The following is a 17,610-nucleotide window of genomic DNA, read 5'->3' on the forward strand; positions in this document are numbered from 1 at the left end:
AAAACTGATGGAAAATATTTATCTACAGGCCTTGATGGGCGGGGGCCTCATAGGTGTCGCGTCTTTGCTTCTGATGTTATTTAACGGCCGTGTCGCAGGGGTATCTGGGATTACCCACGGCGCGATCACCTCATTGGCGCCCGCGAATTGGTGGCGCTGGTTGTTTTTAGTAGGATTAATTATCGCGCCGTTAATTACCGCCCTGTTTGGTTATGGCTTACCCACTAGCATGCCAGTTGGCTTACCGCAATTGGCTATCGGCGGATTAATCGTTGGCGTTGGCACCCATTACGGCTCAGGGTGTACCAGTGGGCATGGGATATGCGGTATTGGCCGCTTATCTAAACGCTCGTTGGTCGCCACATTAACCTTTATGCTCAGCGCTATCGTTACTGTCGCTTTTGTCAATCACGTCATTGGATAACTGTCATGAAACATAATTTAACTGCCTTGATTGCGGGCCTGCTATTTGGAGCGGGTTTAACCATTTCAACTATGGTCGACCCAGCCAGAGTTCTGGGTTTTTTAGACATATTGGGCGTTTGGGATCCCACTTTAGCCTTTGTCATGTTAGGTGGTATAGCGGTCTACTTACCCGGTTACCATTTTCTAATCAAGCCTCGTCAAAGTACTTTATTAGCAGGCGATTTTCATGTACCGCAAAAAAAAGGGGTAGATAAACCCTTGATTATTGGCTCAACTTTATTTGGAATTGGCTGGGGATTAAGCGGCATTTGCCCAGGGCCAGGATTAGCCAATCTTTCCGGCGGTTTGCCCGCTATTTGGGTCTTTGTGTTGTGCATGCTGCTTGGTATGTTAGTGGCATCCAAGTTAAAATAAGCACTATCAATGGAAATCAACGACATGTATGCCAACGCTGGAAAGGCCGCCGTATGGTTAAAAGCCATGGCGAATCAGCATAGGTTGATGATTTTGTGTTTGTTAAATGACGGGGAACGCTGGGTCTTAGAGTTAAACAAACAGATAGCGATCCCACAATCTAGCTTGTCACAACATCTCAGCCAGTTTTGCTGGAAAAAGTTAGTGGCCACCAGACGTGACGCGCAAACTATCTATTACTCGTTGGCCAGCGCAGTAGTGCAAGCGATCATTGCCACCCTCTATCAAGTGTATTGTGCGCCAAAGCAAACAGCATAGAAAAAGGGGACTGACAGAGAGGAAACGTTTTCAACAGAAGTTTAGCCGTTACTCAGAGCATGGAATAGAGCATGGAAATTTTAGCTGCAGGTTTGGAAAGGTTAGGGAATGTAGCTAAAGAGTACGTCATCGTACTTTATTCTAGCCATAAACAAGAGCGGTTTAAGGTAAATGTTGTCTAGGATTTATAGCCTCGAACGTCCTTGTGAAGCTATAGTAAAATCCTTTGCCCTACGATTACCATATGTGCTAAAAGTAGGGCAGAGGTCAGCGTTGCGTTGCTGATTTTTTTGTCAATAATACCTTAAGATGACGGTGGCTCCGTCAAGGACTTCGCTTTGAATGTTAGTATCCAAAACGAAACTGCCCCTTAATCGCTAATCTTCTTCATCTAAGGTCATCAGTGACGTATTACCACCAGTAGCTGTGGTATTAATACTGATCGCTTTTTCTGTTAATAATCGTTGCATTAAATTATCAAAATATTTTGAACTGATCACAGGTAAAATTGCACCTTGACGTTCTGCCAATTTTTCACTGATATAATGTTTACGGTCGCAATGACTATCAACAACAACACCTGATAATCCAGGCTGTGCCAGCAAGGTTGTTAAATGGCATAAACGGGCAATTTGAAAAATATTCTCATCTTCGCCTGTGGCAATAAGTTCATCTCTAAAAGCTATTGCTTGATCATAAAACAAGTCAGAAACAACCGAGATCACGGTATTACCGGTTGCCAAAGCGGTTACGACAGAAAGTAACCAAAAGTGAAAACTAACATTTTCGTCAGCAAAACAGATGATGTTGCCACGATTTTCTAAATATAGCATATTAGACTCACCCGTCGGACCCGGTAAAACGCTTGGCTCCTTCAAGTGTTTTTCAATATCAATTAATTGTGAGCGCGCCGCTTCTAAAGTATGCGTTAAATCGTCTGCTAAATTATCAATGATATCGATATGAGCTATTTTTTCTAATACTTCGCTAACACAAGATATACGGGTATTTAACTCGCTCAAGCGCCAGATTTTTTCTGCTGTACTCGCTCTGTCCATAAATAATACGGCTTGTGCATCGGTATCGCTGTTTGAGGCTTGTGCTTGCTGTGGTATTAAATTAAGTTTCTTGGCATCGGGCGTTGTTATTTCTTTAACTAAACGCGTTAAATAATATGGGCCACCTGCTTTTGGCCCTGTACCTGAAAGACCACGACCACCAAAAGGTTGCACACCGACAATAGCGCCAATCATATTGCGATTTATATACACGTTACCTGCTCGTGATAGCTTCGCCAAATTTATCGCTCGCTGTTCAATGCGGGTATGTATACCCATAGTTAAGCCAAAACCTGTGCCGTTAATATCATCAACGGCTTTTTCTATTTCATCGCCTTTAAAGCGAACAATATGTACACAAGGACCAAATACTTCCTGCTTCAGCACGCTAATATTCTCTATTTCATAAAGTCGTGGCGCAAAAAAGAAATGTTCGTTATCTGCTATTTCATTTGTTATCTCATCAGCAATATCGCATTGGTATAATAGTTGACCATGGGTTTTCATATAGTCACTGTGAGCGTTGAGTGAATCTAGCGCTTTTTGATCAATAACAGGACCTACGTCAGTACGCAGTTTTTCTGGGTTACCCACATGCAATTCTGCTAATGCGCCTTTAAGCATGGTAATAACATCATCAGCAATATCTTCTTGTAAAAATAATACTCGAAGTGCAGAACAACGTTGACCTGCAGATTGAAATCCTGAAGAAATAACATCATCAATGACTTGTTCAGGTAGGGCGGTAGAGTCAACTAACATACAGTTTTGACCACCCGTTTCAGCAATAAAGGGCACTTGATCCCCGCCTCTCTCAGCCAATGTTTGCGAAATCATAGTTGCTGTTTTACTAGAACCGGTAAAAATAACCGCTTGTATACCTGCATTAGGAATAATAACGCTACCCACATCACTACCCTTTGCAATAACGGCTTGTACAACGCCATGGGGTAATCCAACAGAGGTCATTAATTCAATAGCGCGCAATGCAATTAAACTTGTTTGCTGGGCTGGTTTAGCTAACACAGTATTACCCGTAGCAATGGCAGCAGTTACTTGCCCTATAAATATAGCTAACGGGAAGTTCCAAGGGCTGATACATAACACCACACCACGGGCTTCTGAACGATCATCTTCTGCAAGTTCAATCGCTTGTTGTGCATAATAGCGACAAAAATCAACTGCTTCTTTGACTTCATCAATACCATCTTGTGCCGTTTTCCCTGCTTCTTTGATGCATAAGGCAATTAACTCGTCGATATGATGTTCAAGAACATCAGCAACACGGCATAATAAGGCCGCGCGTTCAGATACAGGCGTTTGTGACCATGAAGCAAATGCGTTTTGAGCGGTTTCGACCATCGCGAGCATTTCATCCTTGCTGTGATGTCGTTGAAAACCAATAATTTCACTATGCTTTGCTGGATTTCTAATAGCGATTGCCCCTTCTGGCAGATCATTTTCAGAGAGCAAATTATTCACAAGCCAGTTATCCAGTGATTTTTTTAAAGGGGTTACTGTATTGATATCGGTTAAATCTAGGCCCTTGGAATTATCTCGACCGACACCTTTTTCATCATGGTATAACGCGATGGGTTTGATTATTTGGCCGTTATATTTGTCTTTTAAGCGATGTATTTTTTCAATGGGATCGACAAGTAAAGATTCGACCGGTTGTGACTCATCAATAATGGCATTAACAAAGGAAGAGTTAGCGCCATTTTCTAACAAACGACGCACTAAATAGGCGAGTAGATCTTTATGAGGACCCACAGGTGCGTAGACGCGACATTGAACATTTTCATTGCTAACAACTTGGTCATATAACGAGCCACCCATGCCATATAGACATTGAAATTCAAAACTTGTTTTGTCATCGCCCGCCAGTTCAAGAATAGTAGCGACAGTATAAGCATTATGCGTCGCAAACTGTGGAAAGATGGTATCTCTATATTCTAATAATTTTTTCGCACAGGCGATGTAAGATACATCAGTAGAAGCCTTGCGAGTGTATACCGGAAAATGCGGATAACCCCCTTTTTGGCTGTTTTTAATCTGAGTATCCCAATAAGCACCTTTTACTAAGCGCACCATCATTTTTCGGTCAACACGCATGGTTAGTTCACGTAACCAGTCAACTATAAAGGTGGCGCGTTTTTGATAAGCTTGCAGGGCCATTGAAAAGCCATTCCAACCTGCTAACTCATCATCACTAAATACCGCCTCAATAACATCAAGGGATATATCTAATCGCTCAGATTCTTCCGCATCAACAGTTAAGCCAATATTGTAGCTTTTGGCTTGCAAACAAAGTGCCTTAAGTTTGGGAGCAGCTTCAGCCATTACCCGTTCTTTTTGGGCAAATTCGTAACGAGGATGGATAGCAGAAAGCTTAACTGAAATACCAGGTAATTTGCGCGGGTCGTTTTCACCCGACGCACGAGCAACTGCGCCAATGGTATCTATGGCAACTTGATAAGCTTTATAATACTTTTCAGCGTCGACCATAGTTCGCGCACCTTCACCTAGCATGTCGTATGAATATACGAAGCCTTGCCGCTCTTTCTTGGCCGCATGATCAGTTGCTTCTTGAATCGTTTCGCCCATAACAAACTGCTCACCCATAATTTGCATGGCGTAGTTCATTGCCTTGCGAATGACAGGCTCACCTAATCGACCAATAACCTTCTTCAATAAACCAAAGCTATCTTTTTCGCGTTCATCAGCATAGTCAACCATGGTTCCGGTCACTAATAACCCCCAAGATGAGGCATTAACGAACAGTGAATCACTGCTGCCTATATGGCTGTCCCACTGTCCTTTAGATATTTTGTCACTAATTAGGGCATCTTGAGTATGCTTATCTGGTACACGTAATAAGGCTTCGGCTAAACACATTAACACCACACCTTCTTCACTTGATAATGTGTATTCTGCCAGTAAGGCATCTATCGCACCGTTTCCTGATTCGTCTCTACGTATTTTCAGCGACATTTTACGGGCTTTTTCCCACGCTCTGCTGACAGCATCATCGTTAACTTCAGCTAAGGGTAAAATATGCGCTACCGCAACACTTTCATCAATACGATAGAACTCGCGAATTTTTTGACGCGTAGGGGACTCTGTGATGTTTGAATTATTAAAAAGCATATACTTCACCTCAAATTTTTTAAAAATGTTTTGCAATTACATAAGTTAATTACAATTTAATTTACTGGTTCGATTGCATGTAAAACTCAGTAGGTGTGAATCCACAGAAGCTCACATTGTCATTAGGGTACTCTTCATCATTTTTATGCAGATTAAGTTAATATTTTTCGCTCATCAAAATAGCGGTAGACTGACCACTGAAGCCTAGTTCACTAAAATATTTGAATACACTTTGACCCATAAAAAAGCACCTAACCTAAACACTTGTTTTGCGCTGAATAAAATTGAATTTTTGCCCTAACTTTGACGGTCACTTTTTAACTCTTCAGTCTTAAATAGGCGCATGACCCATATAAAGAAGAAGGGTGCGAAAAATAAAACCAATATTGTTGTAGCCGTAATACCCCCTAGTACACCAATGGATATCGCGTTTTGCGCTCCTGACCCTGGCCCTGCGGCAAATGCCAAAGGCATCACACCTAAAATAAATGTCAGTGATGTCATCAAAATAGGGCGAAGTCTTTGTTTAGCCGCCATCACCGCTGAATCATAGGGATTCATGCCTTCTTCGAGGTTGGTTTTTGCAAATTCAATAATCAAAATTGCATTTTTAGCCGCCAAGGCAATGGTCATTAATAAGCCCACCTGAAAGTAAATATCATTTGCTTGTCCAGACCACCATGTGGCCAAAACAGCACCAAATATACCCAGTGGAACAGTTAAAATAATCGCCAAGGGAATTGTCCAGCTCTCATATAAAGCTGCCAATGCTAGAAACACAGCTATGATTGAAATCATGTAAACAATCCATGCCTGACCACCCGATTGTTTTTCTTCATAGGATAAGCCGGTCCACTGCAAACCAATTCCACTTGGCAAGCTTTCAGCGAGTTTTGATATCTGGTTAAGGGCTTCACCTGAACTAATGCCTTGTGCGGCCTCACCTTTAATTTCAAGAGAAGAATTGCCGTCAAATCGCGTTAGCTTGGATGCGCCATATGTCCATTCGCCTGATCCAAACGTTGACAGAGGCACCATTGCACCGGATGCGTTGCGCACGTGCCATCGTTCTATATCATTTGGCAGCATCCGATACTCAGCGTCCGCTTGCGCGTAAACTCTCTTTATGCGGCCGTTTTCTATGAAGTCGTTGATATAAGAACCACCAAGAGCGGTACTTAAGGTTTGATTAATTGTTGCCATTGACACACCTAATGCTAGCGCTTTGCCGGCATCGATATCAATATCATATTGTGGACTAGGCGGCAGTCCGTTGAAACGAACCCTATTTAGCAAATCGCTTTGATTTGCCTTTTCAATGAATTGTTGCATTGCCTCATTAAAGGCGACTTGTCCCAAACCAGCCCTATCGACTAGTTGAAATTCAAAACCACTTGAGTTTCCTAGCGCTGATACTGCTGGCGGCACAATTGGAATGATCATGGCGTCTGGCACAGTTGACAATGCCTTGCCAGCTTGTTCACTGATCTGGAAGACGCTTTGATTTTCTCCGCGCTCCGCCCAAGGTTTCATTTTAATAAAACCGATACCCACATTTTGACTGTTGCCAGAAAAGCTGAAACCCGCAGCAGTGAATATTCCTTCAACCGCACCGTTTGTCTGGTCTAAATAGAAGTCCTCGACTTGCTTATTTTTCTCAACGGTTTGTTGTAGCGTTGAACTTACAGGCCCGCTAACTAGGGTGAACATGCGTCCTTGATCTTCATCAGGCAAAAATGAAGTGGGTATTTTAACGAATAAACTAATTGCAGCCGCAATCATGGCTAAGAAAACTAATGGTAAAACAATTCGACTTGCCAATAACTTCACTAGTAAGTTTTCATGTCCTCTCTTCAACTTTTTAAAGCCCCGATTGAACAAGCCAAAAAATCCTGTTTTCTTTTCTGTCTTGCCTTGTTTTAAAACGATGGCGCACAAGGATGGGGAGAGACTTAGCGCTATAAAAAGCGAAATGCCCATGGCTACGGAAATTGTCACCGCAAATTGTCGATAAATTACGCCTGTTGAACCTTCAAAGAAGGTAATCGGAATAAACACCGCCCATATTACAACCGTTGTGCCAATAAGCGCCCCTGAAATTTCTTTCATGGCTTTAATTGAAGCAGCCTTTGGCGTCATATCAGGATTATTTTCCAATTTGTTTTCAATGTTTTCGGTAACCACTATCGCATCATCAACCAACATACCAATGGCTAATACCAGCGCAAATAATGTTAAAATATTGATGGAGTAACCAAAAACATAAAGAAACGCAAACGTGCCGAGTAACACAACGGGTATTGCCACTGTTGGGATCAAAGTCGCACGTGATGTTTGTAAGAATGCGTAAAGGACTAAAATAACCAATAAGGCAGCAATCACCAGCGTTTTGATTACTTCATAAATTGACGCTTGTACAAAAGGTGAAATATCTACTGGATAGGCGATTTCTAATTGCTCAGGAATGATGTCGCTAAATTCTTCAATTCTGTCTTTCACCGCTTGAATGGTTTGTAAAGCATTGGCATTAGGAGTCAACTCGATCGCAATTCCTGATGCAGGCCGGCGATTGTAGCGTCCAATGACACTGTAACTTTCTGCACCAATTTCAACGCGGGCAACATCACCTAAGGTTGCTTGGGAGCCATCCTGATCAACCGTTAGTAAAATTGCTTCGAATTCTGCTACGGTTTCAAGTAATGATTGTGATGTAATTGTAGCGTTGAGTTGTTGTCCTTTTACACTCGGCGCACCACCAATTTGACCGGTAGCTAGCTGTACATTTTGCTCCTGAACGGTATTAATGACATCTTGTGTTGTAATGTTGAGATTGTACATGGATTGTGGATTGAGCCAAATACGCATAGCGTGCTCAGGGCCGAATGTCCTAATTTGTCCCACGCCATCTATCCGGCTAAGTGGTTCTTCAAGGTTAGACGCCAAGAAGTCAGAGATTTCATTTCGTCCATATGAATCATCCGTTGAATAAAAACTAACGATAAGGGCGTAACTGCTGCCCGCTTTTCTGACCGCAACGCCTTGTCTCTGGACGGCTTGAGGAAGCGATGACTCTGCTTGCGACACTTTATTTTGTGTTTGTACCTGCGCGATATCAGCGTCAGTTCCTGGCTCAAAAGTAAGATTGATATTTGCACGCCCTGATGAGGAACTTTGAGATTGGATATAACGTAAATTATCGATACCCGTCAGATTTTGCTCGATTACTTGTGTCACCGTATTTTCGAGTGTTTGCGCCGATGCGCCTGGATAAGTAACCGATATTGATATCTTAGGTGCGGCTATATTTGGATATTGTTCAACCGGCAGTGATGTAATGGCTAGAGAGCCTAAACCCATAATAACGATGGCAATAACCCACGCAAAAATGGGTCTGTTAATAAAAAATTTAGAGATCATTAATTCGAGCTCGTTTTGTTATTTTCAGCATTAGCGGTAGCATGGTCATCAGATTTCGTTGCTCCAGAGGACGTATTAGTTGAATCCTTCGATTTGATGTTTTTAGGCGCTACTTTGGCGCCCGGCTGCAACATCATTGCCCCCACTACGATAACGGTATCACCCGTTTTAAGACCGCTTTTGATTACCCAATTATTTTTGTAAGTGCCGCTGGTGACCACTGCACGCTTGTTTGCTATATTATTAGCATCGACAACCCAAACCACCTTTGAGCCATCGGCCTCTATACTGACGGCTTTTTGCGGCACTATGATTGTTTCTTCAATTCCCATTTCCTCAATTGTTCCACGCACGAACATACCAGGTAATAAAGCTGCATTTGGGTTTGGAAATATAGACCTCAACCGAATCGTACCCGTGTTTTCATCTACGGCTAAATCAGTCGCATACAGACTGCCTTTGTGGGGATAGATAAAATCGTTATTGCCAAATAAAAGCGTTACCTCAAATTTTGCGTCCTCGCCTTTGGTCATGCGACTGGTCATCAAACTTTGCTGCAAAGTCTTCGCATCGGCGGCCGACTGAGACAAGTCGACGTAAACTGGATCAAGTTGTCTGATTGTTGCTAAAGCTGTTTGTTGTTGGGCAGTAATGAGGGCGCCCTTAGTCACAGTTGATGGGCTAATATAGCCTGAAATGGGGGCATGTACTTTTGTGTAATCAAGGTTAATTTTTGCTTTTTTTACCTTAGCCAGCGAGAGGGCAACAGCGGCGTTGGCTTTTGCCACACTTGCCTTTGCGCTATCAAACGTTTGCTCGCTTACTGTGTTGGTTTTTATCAGGCTTTGATAGCGGCTTTGGAATGCAAGGGCAAGCTCAAGTTCAGCTTTGCTATTTTGCAAACTCGCCTTTGCACTTTGATAATCGGCCTGATATCTTGCTGGATCAATCTGGTAGAGTTGCTGACCTTCTTCAACAAGGCTACCTTCTTCAAAAAAGCGTGATTGAATGATGCCGCTCACTTGAGGACGAATATCAGCCGTCATAAATGCTTTCACGCGGCCAGGCAACTCATGATTTAAAGCGATTGCTTGCTCTTTTATTGTTACCACGCCTACTTGGTGTGCAGGGCGCTCTTTTGTTTGCAATTCATTATCTTGAGAAGCCTCTGATGTGCTTTTATCAGCGTTATCTCCACAGCCGGCAGTTATAAGTAAGCCAAGCGCTGCGATGAAAAAGAAATACTTCATCTTCCTCCTTAAGTTTTTATCAATTACGAATTTTTTAAGTCTTAGCAGAAATCGAGTCGAGATAAATTTTAGATAAGACCCCACACCATCTCATGTTTAAAGACTCAATGATACCGGTGCAAGTGACCTGGACTCATGCTACTTGTAAGGATGTATTAATTTTTGAAGCTGAAAGGTCTTGCAACCCTGGATTTATCGTACCTATTATCTTACCTATAATTATCTTACCTATAATTATCTTACCTATAATTATCTTACCTATAATTTTGTAAAATCGCTTAAAGTTTGAAACTGAGAAAGTCAAAGCTTATGGACTATAAATGAGACAAATTAATATTTGGAACTCAGTAGTCTTATCCCACTTTCGTGGACAGACAATAATCGTTGTACGGATACATCAGGAGATTTTTTATAACAAAAGGTAAACGTTATCAAAGATACTCTGTTGAGCTTAATCGTATGGCGTTACTCAAAGCTTAGGAAGTTGGTGTTACTGCTGAAGCGTTTGTGAAGAACTAGGGCTCAGTTTGTCTATAGGTAGAATAAAACGTCATTTTTCATAACATGAAAATATATGATTCCTCATTTTTTTATATTTACTTCTCTTTGATATCATTGAGTGAGAGAAATCGGTTATTTTCGTCTATTAATCAACGGATTTCACATAATTCATAATTTAAAAAGAACAATAGATAAAGTGGTAAAAGTTATTTTAATATTAATTGCTTGCAAGATTTTAGTTTTTTAAGCGTTCCATTTATTAATTAGCGGAATACAAAATAACACTGTTTTATGTGCTGTGTTAGTTAGAATAGGTTGGGCCTCAATCAGTATGGGTCATGGCACTATTACTTAGACAACGTGACGCAACAAAAAGAAGTAAAAGTTTAAATGAGTAAAGCTAAAGGAGGATCAACTATCACCCCAAAGAAAGTAAATAGCGTCCCTTGTGATGCTGAACACTGTGTTCAAGTGCGCGGAGCTCGCGTTCACAACCTGAAAAATATCAATATAGACTTACCTCGTAACGCACTCGTTGTATTTACGGGCATCTCTGGTTCTGGAAAGTCATCGCTTGCTTTCGGGACTCTGTTTGCAGAATCACAGCGCCGCTATCTTGATTCAGTCTCTCCTTTTGCTCGCCGATTAATCGATCAAGTAGATGAACCAGACGTCGACTCAATCGACGGTCTGCCACCAGCGGTCGCACTGCAGCAGCAAAGAGGCACGCCCTCTGTTCGCTCTTCTGTAGGGAGTGTGACAACAATTTCCAATGCATTACGCATGCTTTATTCTCGTGCTGGGCAGTATCCGCAAGGGCAAAAAATACTGTATGCAGATTCTTTTTCTGCAAACACACCAGAAGGTGCTTGCCCCAAATGCCATGGCATTGGGCGAGTTTTTGAAGTCACAGAAAAGATGCTTGTTCCTGATGATACTAAGACGATTAGAGAGGGTGCCATTGCAGCATGGCCACCTGCGTGGCAAGGTAAGAACCTTAGCAGAATACTGGTTTCTCTTGGACACGACATTGATAAACCGTGGAAGATGCTACCGAAGAAGACGCGTGACTGGATCCTGTTTACTGAAGAAACACCCACCGTGCCGGTTTACCCCGAATATGATTTCGCGCAAACGTTAGAGGCGATTGATAAGGGTGAAAAGCCTCATTATATGGGCACGTTTGCGAGCGCTAAACACTTTATTATGCACTCCTTTGCGACCACCCAAAGTCTAAGAACTAAAAAACGTGTTTCCCAATTCATGTATATTTCTGAATGCCCAGACTGCAAGGGAAAGAAATTAAAACGAGAGTCTTTAAGGGTTAAATTTGCTGGACTTGATATTGGTGAACTGTCGCGCTTAACTTTAAATGAGCTAGCTAAACGCTTACGCGATGCTGGCAATAAAGCCTCAACAAAAAGTGACCCGCATCAAGAAAAAAACATTGTTGTTCAGCGAATTACCCGAGATATTTTGGTTCGCGTTGAAGCGCTCACAACGCTTGGCTTGGGCTACCTGTCTTTGGAGCGCAGCACACCAACCTTGTCAGGGGGCGAACTACAGCGCTTGCGCTTGGCAACACAGATCCGTTCACAGCTGTTTGGCGTCGTTTATGTATTAGATGAACCTTCGGCAGGTCTGCACCCAGCCGATACTCAATCCTTGTTAGGGGCATTGGATGAACTGATTCGAGCTGGCAACTCCTTATTCGTGGTTGAGCACGATGTTAGCGTTATTCAACATGCTGACTGGATTGTAGACATTGGCCCAAACGCGGGCAGCCACGGTGGCGAAGTGATTTACAACGGACCGTTAGAAGGTTTGCGTGCAGTTAAAGGTTCACATACCAGTCACCATCTTTTCTCACCCCTTGCTAGCGCGAAACAGTTGCCAAGAAAGCCTACGGCATGGTTGAAGTTAGAAGGGGTTGAACGAAACAATCTTCAGGGGCTAAATATTGAATTCCCTCTCGGTGTTATGTCAACTGTTACTGGCATTTCAGGTTCGGGTAAATCTAGTCTAGTGAGTCAGGCACTTGTCGAACTGGTTTACGATGCGCTGGGTCAAAAAAAGACCGTTGAGGTGCCCAGTGACGAGACGGCCTTACTTGAACGAGAGTTAGAAACATCAACCAGTGGACAGATCGTTGCGGGCATGGAGCTTGTGCGACGATTAGTCAGCGTTGATCAGAAGCCAATTGGTCGCACTCCGCGCTCAAACCTTGCAACCTACACCGGCCTGTTTGATCATGTGCGGAAGTTATTTGCCTCGACTCGAAAGTCGAAAGCACGCGGTTATGACGCTGGTCGTTTTTCTTTCAACGTTGCTAAGGGACGCTGCTCGAATTGTGAAGGCGTGGGATTTGTTAGTGTGGAATTGTTATTTCTCCCTAGTGTCTACTCCCCTTGTTCAGTGTGTCGAGGCCAGCGTTATAACGACAAGACACTTGAGGTAACATATCGCGACAAAAACATCGCCGAAGTCCTTGCTTTGACGGTAGAGACTGCGCGCGAATTCTTTGAAAATGAACCTTCAGTAGTGCGGGCACTAGATGCGTTGCTGCAGGTTGGGCTAGGCTACCTCAGACTTGGTCAGCCCGCCACAGAACTGTCGGGAGGTGAAGCTCAGCGGGTTAAACTTGCAACAGAATTGCAGCGGTCACAGCGCGGCGATACGCTTTATGTGCTCGATGAACCCACTACGGGCCTGCATCAAGAAGATGTGTCGATGTTAATGCTGCAATTAAATGGATTGGTTGACTCAGGTAACACCGTTATTATGGTTGAGCACGATATGCAGGTTGCTAGCAGCAGCGATTGGGTTATCGACATTGGACCTGGCGCTGGTGATGAAGGTGGATTAGTTGTCGCACAAGGACCACCAGCACAAGTAGCAAAATCGAAGACCAGTCTAACGGCGCCATTTATGTTGTCTTAGACTCAGGAGAATGTGCGAGCATATTAATGTATTAAACTGGCTATTAATGTTTGCGATAAGACATTAAAGTTTGAAACTCACACTAACATTATGAAAGCGCTTTTAAGTGGTTGTTGATTTATTTCTAATATAACTTTACTTGTCTGTCGCTGTTTTAAAATGTCATGAAAACTATGCAATCGGCGCGGCAAAAAAAACCAGCTCTGCTTACAGTGCTGGTTTTAGTTATTAATTACTCATTAAATAATTATGCGCTTAACGACGCCATATCAATAACAAAACGATAGCGAACATCAGAGCGTTCCATTCGCTCGTAGGCGGTATTAATTTCGTCAATATTGATCATTTCACACTCGGGCAATACGTTGTTTTCACCACAAAAATCAAGCATTTGCTGAGTTTCTTTAATGCCACCAATTAATGAGCCTGCAATACGACGACGACCCATTAATAATGGTACCGTGTTAACTTCGTCAACTGGACCTATTTGTCCAACAATAACAAGTGTCCCGTCTATATCGAGTAGGGGTGTATAAATTGATAAATCATGTTTTACAGGTACGGTATCAATGATGATATCAAATGCAGACTTCGAACCTTCCATTTCATCATCGTTTGTTGATACTAAGTAATGTTGTGCGCCTAAGTTTATCGCATCATCTTTTTTAGACTCACTACGGCCAATGACGGTGACGGTTGCTCCCATAGCGACAGCGTTTTTAACTGCCATATGGCCAAGTCCGCCTAAGCCAACGACTGCAACACGGCTACCTTCTTTAACGTCCCATTTGTGTAGTGGAGAATACGTAGTAATGCCAGCACATAAGAGTGGTGCAACGCGTGATAGCTCTAAACTTTCAGGAACGGAGAGTACAAACTCTTCACGCACAACAACATGTTTTGAATAACCGCCTTGGGTCATTTCTCCACTTATTCTGTCTTTACCCGAGTAAGTTCCAACCATACCCTCGCGACACAGTTGTTCTTCGTGGTTATCGCATTGGTCACAGCTTTTACATGAGTCGACCATACAACCAACAGCGACTGTATCGCCTTGCTTGTATTTTGTAACGCCGCTACCTATCGACATTACTTTACCTACAATTTCGTGTCCAGGTACTAGAGGGTATTCGCTGCCGCCCCAATCGTTTCGTACGGCGTGTAAATCTGTATGGCACACACCACAGTAAAGAATTTCAATTTCTACATCATTATCGCGTAAATCGCGGCGCTCGAAAGAAAACTCAGTGAGTTGAGAGCCTTGGCTTTTTGCTGCATATCCTGTTGTCTTCATCATAACTCCATAGTCTATTAAAAATTTAAGACTATGGGAGTATGGAACATGAGTTCTGAATGTAAACCCCCCTTGTTGTGTCTGTATAGTGTCGCCTCAATTAATTTTATAAATAAACAGGGTGCGGTAAGTTAACGTTCGCGAATTATCAAAGGTACTCAAGCAAGTTTAAAGAAGCAATATTAAACAAACTCAGTCAAAGGGGTTTGTCGGTCACACTGGACTTCCAGTTAGACGCTTTTTCTTGTTAAGTGTATAGTTTGATTGGGTTTGTAATTACACATCTACCTATTGTTGTAGCTTATTTTTAGACTTTAACGCCCTTAATCAATGTTAAGTTAATATTTATTATTTATTTAATTCAAGGTTTAATGGTTTTTTATTGAATTGTGATAGCATTTGTATGTTAATAAATAAATTAAGCTTTAACTAATATTAGAAGTTTTCTGTTTTAGATTGCATTTGTCTGAGTCACAAAGGGTGTTCGGGGAGTTATCTTCACGAACAACAAAGTGTAAGGTCAACAATAAAAGGGCGAATTGATTTGAGCGTAAACATAGCGCTGATTGCTGAAGGTGGTGGTCAACGAGGAATATTCACTGCAGGTGTGTTAGATGCTTGGTTAGAAAATGACTTTGATCCTTTCGATTTATTTATAGGGACGTCATCGGGATCGCAAAATATCACGAGCTTTTTATCTCGTCAAAAAGGCTATGCTAAACAATTAATCCGTGGTTTATCACGTCAAAAGCGTTTTTATAAGCTAGGCCGTGGATTAGTTGGGGGCAATGTTGTGGATTTGGATTGGTACTTTGATAACACCATTCAAGGTAGGTTTGCCTTAGACTTTGCAGCGGCAAAGAAATCATTGGGAAAACGAGAATTATTGATCACCGCAACAAATTCACGTGATAGGCAAGGTTATTTTTTGCGCCCAAACGGCAATAGTACTCATTGGCGAAAATTGCTTAAAGCCTCGAGTGCATTACCTTTTTTATATAAAGAAGGAGTTAAACTTACGCCTAGGTTAACTGCTCGTTCGTTTAATAAGGCACAAGCACCTCAAGCTGATTATTACCTTGACGGTGGCCTAGCTGAGCCGTTACCCGTGCGTGAAGCCTATCGCCGCGGTGCGCGAAAAATAGTTATTATTCGCACTGTTAATGCTGATCTTCATGCTCAGTCGGTTTGGATAAACAAACTAAAGTCATGGATTTACTCGTCTGGACATTGCCCAAAAACCATTGATTATTTGGTTCAGCATGAGCAAGCTTATCGTCAAGAACTCGCCTTTATCGCTGACCCTCCTGATGATGTTGAGCTCATTCAAATTTTTGCTAAAGACCATCTTCGAAGTAAAAGCTTAGGCAGTTCGGATATGGATTTACAGCATGATTATCGTGCCGGTATCGATGCGGGTAATGCTTTTTTGCAGACATCATAAATTTTTCACTCGTGATATCAAAGACGGTTTCTGTTGTTTGACAAAGGGTTTGCGCATTTGATAGTGTGGATGGGTCAGGGAGGGGCACTTTATGCCATTTTTGGCTAGGTATACCTCTCCGGTTATGTTGAAGCATATAGGAGAAATAATGACTATAAGTAATCAAATAAATCAGCAAAAAACAACTAAATTCACAGTGCCAGGCATGGATGAAGCGTCTGCTAACCGAGTAATATCGACTTTAGACAACCGTATGGTGGCACTGATCGATTTGGCCCTTACGCTAAAGCACGTTCATTGGAACGTTGTTGGCCCCAATTTCATCGGCGTTCATGAAATGCTAGACCCTCAAGTAGACGCGGTGCGTAATATGACCGACAGCATCGCAGAGCGAATAGCTACTTTGGGCGGATCACCGGTAGGAACTCCGCAATCTATTGCTGACCGTCGCACTTGGCATGACTATTCGCTAGGTAAGGCATTGGCCATCGAGCATTTGGCCGCCCTTGATTTAGTGTATAACGGGGTAAACGGTGATCATCGCAAAGCAATGGGTGAAATGGCAGAACTTGATCCGGTATCGGAAGACATGCTAATTGGTCAGTTGACTGATCTTGAGCAGTTCCAGTGGTTCATTCGTGCGCATCTTGAATCCTCTGATGGTGATTTACTCACTGCCAACAGCCAAACCGAGTTGGCTGCAGCAAAATCTGCACTTTCTTAAACCCAGCGGATCGAATTACATTTATCTACGATGGCGCCTTTGGCGTCATCAATCTCTTCTACATATATTTCAATACGGTATCAAATTCCACGAATTCATCCGACGCTTAAATAACTAAGCTATAGCTAAAATTTGCTCTTTTCTGACTCGTCATCGGCATCCTCGTTCTCAGTGCTTGCATCTTCGTCTTCGATTTTTGGCATACCATCGGAATTTAATAACTCATACCAGGGTCAATTGGATAGTACATTCTTCTTGGCAAAGCGATGGATAAGTCGGGATCACTGGCTACTAGGTTAGTAGCAAACGCGGTTCCAATAGCGGTTGATTGACTGAAAGCCTAATTTTTAGCTTTAAATTTCTAACCATCTAACTATATTAATTATAGACTTTTTTGCTTCTAAATTGGTATTAGTGGCCTTTACTCGTGCGTCATGGCCCATTTAGTCATATCAGGGGATTGATAAAGTACATATCTTATAAAAGGTAGAGTACTTTTTTTGGTAAGTCTGCCGCTGTTGTCAATTTTATGTGTAGCTCTGCAAAGATATGTGAATACAAGCTAGAGCTAGTTGAGCGTGATTTTTTGATGAGGGTTTAATTACGCTAGTACTTGTTGGTATAACCTGATTAAGACTTATACCAAGCTTACTAACTTTATGATTATTTTACTT

The 17,610-nt window shown here is 42.3% G+C and carries 10 protein-coding genes; 6 read left to right on the top strand and 4 right to left on the bottom strand.

From position 1 onward, the window contains the following. The first annotated feature begins 7 nt into the window (after positions 1-7). The 3 genes from H4J61_RS01690 to H4J61_RS01700 are packed head-to-tail and all read left to right on the top strand — an operon-like array spanning position 8 to position 1,158. Positions 8-424: a YeeE/YedE family protein gene (locus tag H4J61_RS01690; RefSeq protein ID WP_182183093.1), complete on the top strand. Its 417-nt coding sequence runs from the start codon at positions 8-10 to the stop codon at positions 422-424. Positions 425-429: 5 nt separating this feature from the next. After that, positions 430-840, top strand: a complete 411-nt coding sequence (locus H4J61_RS01695; protein ID WP_182183096.1) for a YeeE/YedE family protein — start codon at positions 430-432, stop codon at positions 838-840. A gap of 9 nt (positions 841-849) precedes the next feature. Beyond that, positions 850-1,158, top strand: a complete 309-nt coding sequence (locus H4J61_RS01700) for a helix-turn-helix transcriptional regulator (RefSeq protein ID WP_182183098.1) — start codon at positions 850-852, stop codon at positions 1,156-1,158. 377 nt (positions 1,159-1,535) lie between these two features. On the opposite strand, the gene putA is transcribed toward H4J61_RS01700, so the two are convergent. The 3 genes from putA to H4J61_RS01715 all read right to left on the bottom strand — a co-directional run bounded on the left by putA (position 1,536) and on the right by H4J61_RS01715 (position 10,033). Further along, positions 1,536-5,366, bottom strand: coding sequence for a bifunctional proline dehydrogenase/L-glutamate gamma-semialdehyde dehydrogenase PutA (putA, locus tag H4J61_RS01705; protein WP_182183100.1), 3,831 nt, complete (start codon positions 5,364-5,366; stop codon positions 1,536-1,538). Between the two features lie 297 nt (positions 5,367-5,663). Continuing rightward, entirely contained in the window at positions 5,664-8,783 is a 3,120-nt protein-coding gene (locus H4J61_RS01710) for an efflux RND transporter permease subunit (protein WP_220461163.1), read from the bottom strand. Beyond that, positions 8,783-10,033, bottom strand: a complete 1,251-nt coding sequence (locus H4J61_RS01715; RefSeq protein WP_182183102.1) for an efflux RND transporter periplasmic adaptor subunit — start codon at positions 10,031-10,033, stop codon at positions 8,783-8,785. Before H4J61_RS01715 ends, H4J61_RS01710 begins: the two co-directional genes overlap by 1 nt. 891 nt (positions 10,034-10,924) lie before the next feature. Here H4J61_RS01715 and H4J61_RS01720 point away from each other — a divergent pair. Next, positions 10,925-13,474 (top strand): excinuclease ABC subunit UvrA, encoded by a 2,550-nt coding sequence (locus tag H4J61_RS01720; RefSeq protein WP_182183105.1) that lies wholly within the window; start codon positions 10,925-10,927, stop codon positions 13,472-13,474. Positions 13,475-13,721: 247 nt separating this feature from the next. Here the strand turns inward: H4J61_RS01720 and H4J61_RS01725 are convergent, their stop codons facing one another. Further along, a complete protein-coding gene (locus H4J61_RS01725; RefSeq protein ID WP_182135303.1) occupies positions 13,722-14,768 on the bottom strand; it encodes an NAD(P)-dependent alcohol dehydrogenase in 1,047 nt (348 codons plus the stop codon). A 526-nt stretch (positions 14,769-15,294) separates the two neighbouring features. Here H4J61_RS01725 and H4J61_RS01730 point away from each other — a divergent pair. Beyond that, a complete protein-coding gene (locus H4J61_RS01730; RefSeq protein ID WP_182135325.1) occupies positions 15,295-16,212 on the top strand; it encodes a patatin family protein in 918 nt (305 codons plus the stop codon). A 148-nt stretch (positions 16,213-16,360) separates the two neighbouring features. Next, complete coding sequence (gene dps / locus H4J61_RS01735) at positions 16,361-16,936, top strand: DNA starvation/stationary phase protection protein Dps (RefSeq protein WP_182183107.1); 576 nt, start codon at positions 16,361-16,363, stop codon at positions 16,934-16,936. The last annotated feature ends 674 nt before the right edge of the window (positions 16,937-17,610 follow it).

The sequence above is a fragment of the Colwellia sp. MB3u-4 genome, from assembly GCF_014077065.1.
Taxonomy (GTDB): domain Bacteria; phylum Pseudomonadota; class Gammaproteobacteria; order Enterobacterales; family Alteromonadaceae; genus Cognaticolwellia.

Coding starts and splice junctions, on each gene's coding strand:
- H4J61_RS01695 (WP_182183096.1), top strand. CDS start 430: ATGAAACATAATTTAACTGCCTTGATTGCGGGCCTGCTATTTGGAGCG.
- H4J61_RS01725 (WP_182135303.1), bottom strand. CDS start 14,768: ATGAAGACAACAGGATATGCAGCAAAAAGCCAAGGCTCTCAACTCACT.
- H4J61_RS01715 (WP_182183102.1), bottom strand. CDS start 10,033: ATGAAGTATTTCTTTTTCATCGCAGCGCTTGGCTTACTTATAACTGCC.
- H4J61_RS01710 (WP_220461163.1), bottom strand. CDS start 8,783: ATGATCTCTAAATTTTTTATTAACAGACCCATTTTTGCGTGGGTTATT.
- putA (WP_182183100.1), bottom strand. CDS start 5,366: ATGCTTTTTAATAATTCAAACATCACAGAGTCCCCTACGCGTCAAAAA.
- H4J61_RS01690 (WP_182183093.1), top strand. CDS start 8: ATGGAAAATATTTATCTACAGGCCTTGATGGGCGGGGGCCTCATAGGT.
- H4J61_RS01720 (WP_182183105.1), top strand. CDS start 10,925: ATGAGTAAAGCTAAAGGAGGATCAACTATCACCCCAAAGAAAGTAAAT.
- dps (WP_182183107.1), top strand. CDS start 16,361: ATGACTATAAGTAATCAAATAAATCAGCAAAAAACAACTAAATTCACA.
- H4J61_RS01700 (WP_182183098.1), top strand. CDS start 850: ATGGAAATCAACGACATGTATGCCAACGCTGGAAAGGCCGCCGTATGG.